The sequence below is a fragment of the Clostridium sp. 1001283B150225_161107_B6 genome, assembly GCF_015556325.1.
Taxonomy (GTDB): Bacteria; Bacillota; Clostridia; order Lachnospirales; family Lachnospiraceae; genus Enterocloster.
In genome coordinates, this window is sequence record NZ_JADNMD010000003.1 from 428848 (window position 1) to 442546 (window position 13699).

General features: G+C 50.1%; 16 protein-coding genes. All 16 read right to left on the reverse strand.

From position 1 onward, the window contains the following. Positions 1–8 precede the first annotated feature (8 nt). Positions 9–485 (reverse strand): hypothetical protein, encoded by a 477-nt coding sequence (locus tag I2H39_RS10465; RefSeq protein ID WP_195626407.1) that lies wholly within the window; start codon positions 483–485, stop codon positions 9–11. After that, positions 472–750 (reverse strand): carbon storage regulator CsrA, encoded by a 279-nt coding sequence (gene csrA / locus I2H39_RS10470; protein ID WP_138310680.1) that lies wholly within the window; start codon positions 748–750, stop codon positions 472–474. The genes I2H39_RS10465 and csrA overlap by 14 nt, the downstream gene beginning before the upstream one ends. Then, positions 744–1190 (reverse strand): flagellar assembly protein FliW, encoded by a 447-nt coding sequence (locus I2H39_RS10475; RefSeq protein WP_138310681.1) that lies wholly within the window; start codon positions 1188–1190, stop codon positions 744–746. The genes csrA and I2H39_RS10475 overlap by 7 nt, the downstream gene beginning before the upstream one ends. 44 nt (positions 1191–1234) lie before the next feature. After that, positions 1235–1834, reverse strand: a complete 600-nt coding sequence (locus tag I2H39_RS10480) for a DUF6470 family protein (protein WP_138310682.1) — start codon at positions 1832–1834, stop codon at positions 1235–1237. A gap of 21 nt (positions 1835–1855) precedes the next feature. After that, positions 1856–2839: an FgL, flagellar protein gene (locus I2H39_RS10485; protein WP_195626408.1), complete on the reverse strand. Its 984-nt coding sequence runs from the start codon at positions 2837–2839 to the stop codon at positions 1856–1858. 10 nt (positions 2840–2849) lie between these two features. Further along, a complete protein-coding gene (gene flgK / locus I2H39_RS10490; protein WP_195626409.1) occupies positions 2850–4319 on the reverse strand; it encodes a flagellar hook-associated protein FlgK in 1470 nt (489 codons plus the stop codon). A 27-nt stretch (positions 4320–4346) separates the two neighbouring features. Further along, complete coding sequence (gene flgN / locus I2H39_RS10495) at positions 4347–4793, reverse strand: flagellar export chaperone FlgN (protein WP_138310685.1); 447 nt, start codon at positions 4791–4793, stop codon at positions 4347–4349. An 11-nt stretch (positions 4794–4804) separates the two neighbouring features. Then, positions 4805–5107 (reverse strand): flagellar biosynthesis anti-sigma factor FlgM, encoded by a 303-nt coding sequence (locus I2H39_RS10500; protein WP_195626410.1) that lies wholly within the window; start codon positions 5105–5107, stop codon positions 4805–4807. Between the two features lie 286 nt (positions 5108–5393). Next, positions 5394–5912 (reverse strand): late competence development ComFB family protein, encoded by a 519-nt coding sequence (locus I2H39_RS10505; RefSeq protein ID WP_195626411.1) that lies wholly within the window; start codon positions 5910–5912, stop codon positions 5394–5396. Continuing rightward, positions 5905–6675, reverse strand: a complete 771-nt coding sequence (locus tag I2H39_RS10510) for a ParA family protein (protein ID WP_138310688.1) — start codon at positions 6673–6675, stop codon at positions 5905–5907. The genes I2H39_RS10505 and I2H39_RS10510 overlap by 8 nt, the downstream gene beginning before the upstream one ends. 225 nt (positions 6676–6900) lie before the next feature. Continuing rightward, on the reverse strand, positions 6901–8379 hold the full coding sequence (locus I2H39_RS10515; protein ID WP_195626412.1) for a flagellin: 1479 nt from the start codon (positions 8377–8379) through the stop codon (positions 6901–6903). A gap of 207 nt (positions 8380–8586) precedes the next feature. After that, entirely contained in the window at positions 8587–9471 is an 885-nt protein-coding gene (locus tag I2H39_RS10520) for a M15 family metallopeptidase (RefSeq protein ID WP_195626413.1), read from the reverse strand. A gap of 37 nt (positions 9472–9508) precedes the next feature. Then, positions 9509–10159, reverse strand: coding sequence for a PilZ domain-containing protein (locus I2H39_RS10525; RefSeq protein WP_195626414.1), 651 nt, complete (start codon positions 10157–10159; stop codon positions 9509–9511). 18 nt (positions 10160–10177) lie between these two features. Further along, positions 10178–10570 carry an EscU/YscU/HrcU family type III secretion system export apparatus switch protein gene (locus I2H39_RS10530; RefSeq protein ID WP_138310692.1) on the reverse strand — a complete coding sequence of 131 codons (393 nt, stop codon included), beginning with the start codon at positions 10568–10570 and terminating at the stop codon, positions 10178–10180. After that, entirely contained in the window at positions 10557–11957 is a 1401-nt protein-coding gene (locus I2H39_RS10535) for an antitoxin (RefSeq protein ID WP_138310693.1), read from the reverse strand. Before I2H39_RS10535 ends, I2H39_RS10530 begins: the two co-directional genes overlap by 14 nt. Then, positions 11957–13693, reverse strand: a complete 1737-nt coding sequence (locus tag I2H39_RS10540) for a FapA family protein (RefSeq protein ID WP_195626415.1) — start codon at positions 13691–13693, stop codon at positions 11957–11959. The genes I2H39_RS10535 and I2H39_RS10540 overlap by 1 nt, the downstream gene beginning before the upstream one ends. Positions 13694–13699 lie beyond the last annotated feature (6 nt).

A 13699-nucleotide genomic window follows, 5' to 3' on the forward strand; every position in this document is an offset into this window, starting at 1 on the left:
TTGTCCCCCTATCTCCGTTTATCATAGAGCACCCCTTTGCTCCCCTGACCCATCTGTTTCAGGTAACCGGTAAATTTACCGCTTACATTATTCTTCCTTATCTTTTCCTGGAGCTGTTCCTGAATCACTGTCATTTTCATTGGAATTCTGGCCTCCAGTTCCCGGATTCTGGTCATGATGGCAAATACCTCCTGCCCGTCCCGGAACACTCCCTGCTCCGTCCCGGTAAGTCCGGCGTAATCGCACTGGTTCCGTCCAATGCTGTAGCAGTATGCGCCGTAATCCGATGCATCCCTGATGGCAGCCATTCTCTGGTCCAGTCCGTCTATTTTACCTATGAGGGACTGCCGCGCCTTCACCGCATCCGCAATATCATCCACAGCATCCAAATCATCCGTATCCAGCCTCAGGGTTTCCTGCTCATACTGTCCGAACAGAATGGCCTTTTCCCTGAGCAGCATCCGCATCTGCTCAAGCACTTCCATGTTTCTCCTCCTTTATGTCCGCCCCAGTCTCCTGGGCAAGGGCTTTCAGATTTCTGGAGAGCTGGAATACCTTAAGCAGGTCCACCTTATCAGATGCCTCCTTGTTATTCTCCATGGTAAGATACAGCTCAGTGCGGCATATCTTCATATCGCCGGGAGCTGAAATGCCCAGACGCACCTTGTCGCCTTTAATCTCAGCCACAAATATCTCAATATCATCGCCAATTTTAATTGATTCGCCCTTTTTCCTGGATAAAATCAGCATAGGCCGTCCCTCTCTCCCTGGCTGAATATGGACTGCCGTATAGGATAATCCTGGTCCAGTATTACCTGGACAGCCAGATTCGTCTTATGGTTAATGATGATGGGACTTTTCAGGTTTACCGTGGAATTGCGGAATGTCTCTCCAATGACCATGAGAACCCAGCAGTCCAAATCATCCTCAGGCACTGCCTGCAGAAGGATTAGGATATCCTGCATCACCACCGGGGCATAATCGCGTTTTACCTCCAGAGGATTCAGCATAATAAAGCATATATTCTTCTGCTCAATGGACTGCAGCCAGCAGATTCCATTTCCCATGTTGGAATCATTTACAAGTACAAACTGCGTATATTCTTCAAACCCGAATATAGGCTGTTTAAATGTTATAATATTTCTTTCTTCTATTTCAAGGATTCCGAAATCCCGCGTCTCTATCTTCAAGTAAATCCCCCTATCTCATCCCTGATGCCAATCATCCTGCCTGGCTACTGCGCCCCTTCATTGACGGCCGGATTGGCGCTGGGCGGTACATACATGGGTTCCCCCATATACTCTATCTCCACCTTGGGATATTGCTCCACATTTACGCTGAGCTCACCCGGCACATACCTGGCAGACGGCTCCTGTACCTGAGGTTCAAACTCAACCTGGGCAGGGGTAAAGTCAACGGATAAATCAGCAGGCTCCCATGAAATATCCGGACCCACCGATGGAATAAATGCAATTCCAGTGGTGATGTTGGCCTGAGCCATCATCTGATTCTTTATGATGCCGGAAACCGTTGCTCCATCCTGAATCTGCATCATCTGGTTGCCCACCCTGGAATACTGGGCAGTGGCATCCGATGCAGCTTTAAGGCCGGCGCTGGCAGCATCCCTCATTAGTCCTCTGGCTGTCTTGAATCCCAGGCTGTCCCTGGAACGGGACGTATCAATATCCACCTTGATATGCTCGGACTTCATATTCAGCTTACCAGGATTCTGGATGATTCCCACCTCCGGGTCCGGCAGCCTGCTCTCAAGCCTGGCCCGCTGGGACGTCATGGACAATTTAATGGGGGTAGACGTAATTTTTAGGACATTCATCTTCAGACACCTCTTTTCAACCTATTTCATAAAGTCAAATATGGACGGCGGTATGATGCTGGACCCCAGCTGAAGGGTAATCATCCAGGCTGTCTCATAGGATTTGTTGTTAACGGCCTCTGTCTCAATCTTAACTGCCTCCAGGTCCGTCTGGCTCTTCTGCAGATTGATAAGACCTATTTCCAGGCGGTCCTCCGTGCGGTCCAGAAGCTTTTCTCTTGTTCCCAGTTCAGATGTGGCAATGGAAATATTGCTCTGCTTTTTCTTAAGCTGTGACAGGGTATCCATGGCTCCGTCCTTGTCACCGCCCCTTAGCTGCTGCTCCACCTTGCCAATGAGGCTGTACAGATTATTGGGAAGGCCATTTTCATCCCTGCCATATCCCAGAACATCCACGCCGGATGTGGAAATCTTGATTCCTGTCTTTGCCGTGTTCATTCCCGATGCATATGTACCGAATCCGATATCCAGATAAACAGGCTTATTTTCATCAAAATATGTATCCGGATTATCCTTATCATAGGCGTCCACCAGTTTCCCGTTGAACATCAGATTTCCATCTGAATCCACGGTAAACGGAGCTTCGCTGTTGGATGAACCGGAAAACAGGAACTTATCCCCGTACCGGGCATTCATGGTCTGGAGAATCTCTTCCTTAAGACCGCCTAATTCCTCTGCAATGGCATCCATGGAATCCTGGCTGCTGGCTCCCCCTGCCTTGGTGGCCTTTTCATAGACCGTCTCAAGAATGGAGTTGAGCGTAATAATATTGGAATCCGCTGTCTCCAGCTCTCCCCTTGCATTCTTCACCACACTGATATGTTCCTCGGACCTGGCAATCTGGTCCCTGATGGCAAATGCCTTTGACGCGGTCGCCGGGTCCTCCGACACATGATTATATTGACGCCTGGATGACAGCTTCAGGTTGGAGGACGCCAAATCAGATATATTCCTCTGGAGATTCCTGTTATAGGTAGCTGTCATCATATTTTCCGTGATTCTCATATGCCCCTCCTTAACGCCCTACTATGCCCATCTTATTGATAATCATGTCCAGCTGCTCATCCATTGTAGTCATGAGTCTTCCCAGAGCCTGGTATGCTTTGTTGTATGTCATCATGCTGATTCCCTCTTCATTCAGGGAAACCCCGGACACGCCCATGCGCTCCGAATCCACGCTTTCCGCAATGGCCAGGGAAGCGCTCATCCTGGCGCTGTTTGTCTTGATTCCGCTTCCCAGCGTATTGGTGACGCTGGATATAAATTCACTGAAGGTTCCCGTGTATTCACCGCCAAAGTTAAAATCCTGCTCCAATGCAGCCTTCATATCCAGGATATCCTGATTGTCCAGCTCTCCGTCGGGATTCTGTTTCCGGATAATATAGGAAACATCGTCGGCCCACAGGTCGCTGATGCAGATATTTCCCGCTGTCACCGTTCCGTTGGAATCACCCTGGAGAAGAAACTTGTATTTATCCGGGAAATCAGGGTCATCGGCATGAATCTTATTGTTAAACACATCCGCCAGTGTCTGCGCTAAATGGTTCATCTGGTTCTGGTAGTAAGGTATCCCTGCATTGATTTGGTCCGCGCCGCTCAGCATATCCGTAAACCCTCTGATGGCTCCCTCTCCCAGACTGGCCTTCTGGTTGCTGCTGTTCCATGTGAGAGTGACGCCGTCGCTGCCAATGTTAATCTTATCATTGGTGTAGGAAGCCCCGGAAGCGTCCACCACCACCTTTCCATTGATTTTCACCTGAATCTTTCCATCATCCAGGTCGGTTACCTGGACATCGCCGTACCGTGACAGGTCATCCAGTATGACATTCCTCTGGTCCAGCAGGTCATTGGGCCCGTAGTTGACTCCGTCATAGTCGTTGTTGCTGAATATCTCATGGGCAATGGAACGGTTCAGCTCAGACAGCTGGTCTAATTTTGTGTTGATATCCGTCACTGCAGCCGATAAATCATTCTTTGTCTGTTCCATCAGGGTGTTTAGATTGGCGTCATATTCATTGAGCACCTGGGTCACGCCTTTAAACGCATTCATGACAATATTGGCATTGGTCTCCTGGTACGGGGAGGCGCTGAAATCCGCCAGTGCCTGGGACAGGGTATTCAGAGCCGCCTTGATGCCGGTTCCCTCTACCTCAGGGTCACTGATGATTCCCTCAATCTGGTCCATAATGGCTGCCTTCTGGTCATAATACCCCACGTCGCCGTACTGCTGCCTGAACTTGGCATCCAGATACGGATTGCGAATCTGCGCCACTCCCTTGACATCCACGCCCTGTCCGGCCAGGGGAATGGAGCTGTAATTATACTGGTCGCTTCCGTAGGTATGGACACTCACCGAATCCAGACGCTGTCTTGTATATCCCTTTGTTTTAGCATTGCTTATATTATTGCCTACAATATCTATGGCCTTCTGATTAACCTGAATCCCTCGTTTGGCTGTCTCCAGCCCCATAAATGTCGGTCTCAATTTACCACTCTCCTATATAGGCCCTCATCAGGCCTTTTTTTCCAGTTTACTGCCCTTATTGAATGCCGGACGTCCATAGATGCCGGTGGGATTTCCCACATATCTGGAATCAACTCCCATCTGCTCCAGCTCAGACTTGGCTAACGCTTCTGCCTTCTGGTTGTAATACTGTATATTGCCTATGGCTCCGTCAATTCTCCGGTACAGGTCCATAAGCTCCTTTTTCTGCTCCGGCCCTGCAACCTCTGCAATTTCTTTTAAGGTCCTGCCCTCAAACCCGCAGGAGACAAACAGCTTCTGACGTTTCTGCTCCATGTTCTCCAGCTTCTTATCCATGGCCTGCTGCATCATGATGGTCTGCTCAACCTTATCCAGCTCCCTGGTCATCAAAAGCCCTAATTTCTCAATCTGCTTCTGTTCCATGGCCTCCAGTGTTTCTGTGTATTCCCCCAAAAAATCAATGATTTCTTCCAATGTGTTCCCTCCTACAGGCCGCTCATAAGGCGTCTGGCAATCTGCTCCGCCGATACCTGGTATGTCCCCTCCTGCACCTGTTCCCTTAACGCGGCAATCCGGTCAGCCGGAGCCCCTTCTTCCATGGACCTTGACAGTGCGGCTGAAAATGAGGATGCACCGCTTTTTTTTGCGCCCTCGCTGCTGATGCAGACAGCATCACCCCTTGCCTTTCCGGCTGCCTGTACGGGAGCAGAAAGGCTTTTTTCCGTATGTTTTGCATTGCTCACTGCCTTCTGATAGGCTGCGTAATTTCTCGATACTTTTATATCCATATGTCCGGCTTCCTTTCCCTGCATGCTCTTTGTATGGTGGGCCTGATAAGTGGCTGTGATATTTCTATAGTACTTATCGTACAGGGAAGATAAAACTTTATAGTTCTTCAGGTTATTTTTATATTTATTTTGTATGATTGGGACCTTTTTATCTTTTTCAGAAACAAAAAACAGATAACAAAAAAACCGTTATAGGGGAAAATCCTGGGATTTTGCCTCTTAACGGCTGATGGGGTTGTTTTATATTGGTCCGGTCCTCTGTATATCTGACTGTTTACAGGCTGTCTCAGTGCCACGGGGCCTTCTTTACCACCAGGATAGCCTGTACAAGCGCCCCGGTTACTTCGGACCCATTTTCCAGCTCCGCCTTCCTGCGCTTTTCCTGTTCCCCTTCCTTCATCACCACGTACCGCGGTTTCAGACGGTTAAGGGCCAGTGCTGCTATATCCTTTTTACACTTATCACATTTACAGCAGTTAAACCGGTCCAGGGTGGAGTCCAGCTTGTTTACCACCAGTTCCTCCATAAGGTTTACCAGTACCATATTATTTTCTTCTTTAAACGGAAATGTTACCGGGCTACGCTTAAGGGTTTTTGCCATGGCGGCCGCTGAGGGCGCTGATAAAGCCGGCATGCCTGCAGCAGTTCCGTCCCCATCTGCACCATCTGACGGCACGGCGTCTATTTGCCCTGCGCCCGGGTTTCCTGTATCTCCCTGCGCTGCCTTCGCATCTCTTTTAGAGGCAGAGGGCATAATCTTGCGGTACATTATTTCCTTGTCAATCTCTGTCCTGCTCTTAGACATCTGCCTTAAGCCCCCTTTGAATCAATTCCTGTATCAGCTTTTTATAATCCCGGACCGCATTGCAGTCAGGTGCGTATTCCAGCACGGAGCGCTGGAGGGACTGGGCTTCCCGAAGCGCTACGCTGTCCCGGATAAATGTATCCAGAACCGGAAAACCCAAATCCTCCGCCACCATACGAAGGGCGCCCTCCACCTCTTTGCTGAATTTTGTCCTGGGATTGTGCTTTGTAAGAAATACCCCCAGTATCTGAATCCGGGGATTACAGTAATTTCTGACGCGGCATATGGTTTCATCCAGCTGGGTAATGCCCTGCAGGCTGAATATATCCGAAAGCATGGGCACCAGGACGTAATCAGACGCAGTAAACGCGTTCACTGTCAGCACGCCCAGGGCCGGCGGGGAATCTATGAGAATGTAGTCATAGGAGCTCTTCAGGGATTCCAGCGCCTCTTTTAAAAGGAACTCCCTGCGCGCCCCGGTAAACTCCAGCTCAATACCGCTGAGCAGGATATTGGACGGAATTATATCCACCAGAGGGGATTTCTGGACCGCATACCTGGGTTTCAGCTCTCCTTTTAACACATCGTAAATGGTAGCGCTCTCCGTGTCCGCCCCCATGGCGAAACTCAGATTGCCCTGCGGGTCCATATCCACCGCAAGGACTTTATATCCCTTTTCTTTCAGCGCTGTTGACAGCACATAGGCTGATGTGGTTTTCCCCACACCGCCCTTCTGATTGGACAACACAATTGTTACCGACATAGCTACTCCCCCGGGAACCTGAAGGTTCTCTCACATTATGTTACATATTATAGCAAGAAATGTCGAAACAGACAATTGTATTTTACTGTATGAAACCATAAAGCAGGATTCAAAAAGGCGCTGCTTCATGGCTGCGTGACCACAGCCATTTGGCAACACCTTTTTATCTTATCTGTTTGGAACTATTTTACCGTTAACCTGCCCGATTACCATACTTACTATAAATTACTGTAATAACTGTAATACGGACTGCGGCTGCTGATTGGCCTGTGCAAGCATAGCCTGTGCAGACTGAACCAGTACGCTGTTCTTGGTGTAGTTCATCATTTCCTTGGCCATATCTACGTCGCGGATACGGGACTCTGCGGAAGTGATATTCTCAGTGGTAACACCCAGGTTGTTGATGGTGTGCTCCAGACGGTTCTGGATAGCACCCAGTTTGCCGCGGCTGGTGGATACGGTGTTGATGGCGGTTTTGATTTTGCTCATGGCTGCGGCCGCGCCGTCTCTGGTGCTGATGTCAACGCTGTTTAAATCAAGGGCATTTACGTGCATGTCGGCAATGCTTAATTCCAACTGGTTGTAGGAATCATTTGTATCACCTATCTGAAGTTTCATGCCACCACCTGAGGAAAGGCCTGAACCAGCACCTGGAGCACCTGTATTTGGAAGTGTAAATGTAGCAGCTAAATCAGCCGCACTCTTGGTTCCATCAAAGGAAACTGACAATCCCGAACCAGCGCTAGACAGAAGGCTATTTAGCTCACTGGCAGTATAACTCTTATTGGGGTCAATATTTAAAACAGTTGAACCATCAACGTTCACAGTTACCCCAAGAGCAGCTGTATTATCAATTTTAAGCGTTTTGCCATTTAGTGCAGTTCCGGCTTTATTAGCCGTGACAGTTATGCCATTAGATGTAACGGTAGCCCGTGCAGCCTTTTCTGATTTTAGCTTTCCGAGATCTCCGCTACCTGCCGTATTGCCGCTAAAGGTTATATCTTGCTCTAATGTTACCTTAAGGTCCTTTGCTTCATCAGGTCTTGCTGCTGCTGCAATTGCTTTGTCAATATCCTCCTGAGTGATTTTATCACCATTCTGTGCCTTAATAGAAAGCTCTAACTTTCCGGCACTAAACGTAGCGGTAACGCCTTTAGCACCCGTTGCGGCCACAGTCTTAAGCTCAACGGTTATACCTTCTCCACCCGAAATTGACCATTTAGCTGCTGAAGCATTATCCGCAGCATTAGTCGTACCTGAATTTCCGGTACTACCAACACCCATAGTACCATCCAACAACTTAATCCCATTAAAATCAGTACCATCAGCAATACGGTTAATCTCATCCTTCAATGCAGAAACTTCATCCTGCAGTGCCTTACGGTCAACATCATCCGTATAAGTACCATTAGCAGACTTGGTAGCCAACTCAGTCATACGGTTTAACATGGAATGAACTTCCTGCAGTCCGCCCTCTGCTGTCTGCACCAGGGATATTGCATCCTGAGAGTTATCAGTAGCTGCTTCCAGGCCTTTAATCTGTGCTCTCATCTTCTCAGAGATAGCCAGTCCAGCGGCATCATCGCCTGCGCGGTTGATTCTGAAGCCTGATGATAATTTCTCCAATGATTTTGATACTGCACTGTTGTTGATTCCTAACTGCCTGTTGGAATTAAGTGCCATAATATTGTGCTGAATCCTCATACTAATTACCTCCATGTAATTGTTTTTTACCGGGACTTCCCTGTCCCTCGTTTTTTCTGGATATTCCAATGAACGACGGGCCCTGTCGGACACTGGACCGAACTTCCGGGACATACCATCTCTTCCGCTCTGTAATATTTATCGTACGCCCCTCCCATTTTATTTACCAAAAAAGTGCACAAAAATCATCGTTGATTTTCGTGCACCTTATCCATATAGACTCTGTTCAATATAAAACTCTTCCAGGGACAGGTCGTGGTCCTTCATGTATTTTGCCGCCTCCACCCCCACATAGCGGTAATGCCAGGGCTCATACTGAATTCCCGTAATATCCGTCTTATTCTCCCCATACCGCATGACAAAACCGTAATCCTGCGCATGTTCCACCAGCCATTTACTCTCCGGTGTATCCTCAAAAGCCCGTTCCAGCCTGTGGTATCTTCTGGTATAGAAGTCCACTGCCAGTCCCAGACAGTGTTCCCCTGAGCCCGGAATGGATATGGTCTGTCTGGCCAGATTATAGGATTCCTCCTTGGTATGCCCACCCTTCACATAGGACTGGACCTTTCGGTTAAACAGTTTTTCCTGCTTATCCAGCGTCCTGTAGCCGGAACACACCACCGGAGACAGGCCCTGGGCCTTCATATCTCCTATCATGGCCATCAGCGGCTCATAGATTCTCCTATCCACTGACTGCTCCGTACCGGGAATGGCCTCCAGCTCCACCTCATAATCTTCCGGCACAGGATATTCCGCATTGGTAAGTATCAGACACCACATATCCTCCTGGGCGATTCTAAGGACTCCGGCCTGGTCCCCCTCACCTTTTTCTGCATCATTTCCACTCCGCACAGCTCTCCTGCTTCCTGCCTCATCCCCACTCCCTTTAACACTCCCCCCGCGTTCCTCCCAGTCCTGCGCCGCCGTCTGTTCTTCCCCCGCCGCCAGCTCCTCCCGCACCGCCAGCTCCCTCTCCTTCTGCACCGTCCTGTGAGCCGAGATATAAAACAGGGTCAGGATTAACAGGAAGGTGTAAACCGCCACCCGCCGGTTCCTGACCACACGCTGGTCCCTGGGTTTCCTCTGAACCATATTCCGCGTTTCCTCCTAACATGCCGTTCTCTCAAATCTACCGTATCCTGCGCAGCTGGTCCCCCTGACGCCTGAGGATATACCGGTACAGCAGGTCCTCCTGCTTTGTGGCCATGTCCATGAATTCACAGCCATAGCCATATCCCCCTTCCGGGCGCTCCGCCCGCCTGCGCACTTCGCATACAAACAGCATGGAATCCCCCATAGCCGGTATGACGATATTGAAGCGGTCATTGACCTTGAATTCCTCCCTGGTACAGAACATCAGGCCTCCCAGGCTGATATCCACCAGGCGCACCTTCAGGCCATTGTAATCCTCGGCCCCCTCTCCCATGTCCAGGGTTTCATTTCCCCGTATACAGTTATAGATAATTCCATCGTCCCTTGTACTGATGCGGAAATACTCCCGGCGCTCGTCATTGGTGGCCTCATTGAGCTCCACGATTCGGACCAGCTTGGGAGAGGACAGGTATACCCGTCCTATGAGTACCTTAAATCCAAGCTGTGTATTGTATATCTCCAGCTTAATAATTAAATTATATGGAATTCCCGGCAGTTCATTGCGGGAGCTGCCCACATCTATGAAGTTCTTGCCTATACGATGGAGGACGCCCATGCTAATCAAGTCGTTGTTCTTGGCCTTTATGACACAGGACGAACCCACATACCCGTCCAGCAATTCAACCATCTTCCATACCCCCTGTTATCATGAAGTCTGCTTACTGTCATCTTTGCCGTGTCTGGATACCAGGTTCCGGCGCAGACGGCCGGGCTGGCTGGTTTCCTCTGTTTGCCCGGCAGATGCGGAGACTGAAACGCCCTTTTCCACTCCGCGTATCTGGGCGGATGTTTCTATGAGCTTGCAGTAAATAGCCGCAACCACTTCGTACAGCTCCACCGGTATATTGCTTCCCACATCCAGCATACACAGCAGGGATGCCGCGCTGTCATCCTTGAACACCGGAATGCCTTTTTTTTCCGCAATATCAATAATGTGTTCTGCAACCGTTCCATACCCCGATGCAATCACCACCGGGGACGTGTCCTCATCTACGTTGTATTTCAAAGCAACTGCTTTATTTTTCTTATATTTTGACATCTACACCCGTCCTTTTAAACGGCAGGTTTTTAAATACCTCCATCAGGGACCGCACATGGTCCATGCGCTCCACCTCTATGCCCGCCGCCCTGTATCCGTGTTCCTCCATGATGTTTCTGAACGCGGGAACCAGCCCTTCAAATATGCTTATATAGGATTCCGGACAATACAGATGGAACCCCAGCTCCCTGCCCGCCATCATGAATTCCGCCTCCATCTGACCCACTCCCGGCACATCAAAGGTTATGAGCACATGTACGTGGCTTCCTTCCCGGCTGCCGGGCTCCCCGTTCCTGCCTTCGTCCTTTGGGTCTATCCACAGTTCGGAAAATGCCTTCATCCCCTGGTAATCCACCGGTATCACAAAATGCAGAAGAGGCGTATAGTTGCAGGGAGAGGATAAAAGACTTGTGATGATTTTTTCTATCTTATCCCCGTTCAGGCTGTTCATGGGTGTCTCCCTGTCCTGCTTGGCAATGATTTTAGCCAGGGTATCCATGATGCGGGAACGGTTCATCTGATGCTCCGGCTCCCTGAAGCCGGCAATGTATTCCCTTACCAGCTCCCTGATATGTGCCTTTTCCTCCCTGTCGTTCACATGGATGAGAAGGTTCATAAGGGCCTCCTGGAGGTAGGCGTCATTGTCCTGATAGCGGGACATATTATACAGTATGTTGGGAATGACCCTGGCCGCCTGGGGCGTGTAGAGCACGCTCTGTTCCAGTTCCTTCAGGGCCTGCTGCACCTGGGGCTTCAGCTCCTCAAATTCCCGGCCGCCGGGACTCTCCCTGACACGGGCGGCAAGCTGTGAAAACATTCCGGACAGATTCCTGCTGCCTGTCAGCTGTTCGGACAGGTATTCCAGGCTGTTGGCCACTGAGTCCAGAACGTCCTGTCTGGATATGCCTGCGTTCACAGCCTTTAAAAGCTCGGCTGTTTCCATCCGCAAATCCGGCATTTCTTCCAGTATTCCCCGCAGCAAGTCAAACAGCTCGCCCTTAAACAGGGTAGAAGCGTATTCCTGGTCTACCAGTTCATCCACAATGTGTTCCGGGTCAATGAGAAGGGCATCAAATAGCTGGCGGATTTCCTGGGTCACGGTATTGTTGTTGACCGGAAGCAGATTGATGATTTCCTCCAGCATATAGATATTTTTCAGATAATTGACTGTCACAGCCGGGTCCTTCAGCAGGTTCATAAGGGTGGCTGCCCCGGCTTCCCCCTCCAGCACATTGTGATGGCCCAAAAGGCCGCTGCCCGACGGGTTCTTGGTAATATGCCTGATTTCCTGCATATCAAAGGGAACCGAAGGGTCCTTTAATGCCTTGTCAGGCTGTATAATGTTCTTGTTGATAACCGGAGAGGTCACCCGCAGGATGTCTGCCATTACCGAATTCCTTTCTTGATTTCCCCGTCAAGATAATAGAAGACACAGCTGTCCTCCTTCTTGGAAATACTCATCTTACAATCCCCGATATTGATTACGGTTCCGGGAAATACCTCCCTGGCCGTAAGCCTGGACTTGCCAACCTCCCTCAGCTTCCTGGAAAGCTCGGCACCCTGCTGCTTCAGTTTCTTTTCCTTCAGAGTATTAATAGGGGCCTCCAGCTTCAGTTTGGATAAGCGTTCCCTCTGGGAGGGTGTTATGGTCCCCTCCTTCAGCTTGCTGTTGAGATAGGAGATATCTTTATTAAGCTCCGTCAGTTTCCTGGAAAGCAGAATCATCTCCTTGCCCACTGCCTCCATCTCATCCATGAGCTGGGGCGTCAGTCCCAGGGTCACGGACGTGGCGATATGGCTGGGCGCTCCCACTGCCTTAACATTCATGCAATTGTAAACAGAACAGCTTCCGCCGATAAATGCCCCTCTTTTTCCAATCAATGTCAAATCATGGCCGCAGGACACCTCGGAATTAATGATATACTCCGCCTGGATATTATTTTTGGAATAAATATTACAATCCTCCAGAAACTTAGCCGTGATATCACCCTCAGCCTCCAGCACGCCGGTCCTCATGCCCCGCATTCCTTTGTGCAGCAGAATATCGCCTCCCGCGCTGAGACGGGCGCCTTCCACGATGCCCATCACCGTAATATCGCCCTTTGCCCTGACGCTGTAGCCCTCCAGAACATCGCCATGAATAACAACGCTGCCTGTAAAGTTAATGTTTCCCACGGAATTGTCCACATTGCCGGACACAGTAAATACATTCTCCACATGGAAACGGCCGGACCGGAAGGTCAGGTTGCCCTCGCAGCCAGCCAGCAGCCTGTCCCTTTCTTCGGAGTACACAATGTTTTTTCCCTGGGGAACAGGGGGCATGGTTCCCTTTTTGCCGTGTACAGGCTGTCCGTACACATCCATGCCGTCCTCCGGTTCGGTGGGAAAGGTAATATCGCAGACCACATCCCCCTTCTTCACATTATGTATCAGGTTCGTACTTTTAAAGTCGATTCCCCCATTGCCCTTGGAGGCGTACTTTATCTGGGCTTTTCTGGGGAAATAATCCTTAATGCGGCCGTCCTCCCCGTTTCTGGCAGGCTGGCCCCCGGCGATTATAACCATCTGCAGGTACTGTTTTTCACCGGCAACACCGCTTATCTTCTTCCGGTCTATGCCAAAGCATATTCCTTTCTGCTCCAGCGCGCCGTATATCATTTCCTCCGTTATATCAAGCCCGCCTCCGGACGGCCCGTAAACCATCATGGATACCGACATCCTGTCATCTGAAACCAGAAGCTCCACCCTTGCATCCCGGTCCGCTTCATCTTCCTCCATACTTCCATCCTGAGCATCGCTGAACCCGGACTGGTCCTCATCATATTGCCCGGCGTCTTCCCTGCCGGTTTCCGGACTCTCCTCTTCCAGCAGCTCCCGTTCCATCTGCTGCCGGCGCCTCTGCTCGGTTTCGTTCCAGTCCTCCACGGTTTCCACCCTGTGGTCCTGGTCTCTGTCCCGGCGTTCTGTCTGGTCCGTGCTGTCATAGGGCTGCCCCTGAGGCCCCGATACTCTATCCTGTTCCCGTTCCGGGCTTTCGCTGCCGTCCTCTTGCCGGGGCGTCTCCTCCTGCCCCTCATCCAGGAACTTAGAAAACAAGCTGTATATAAGGCTTTTTTCGTTCATGGGCAT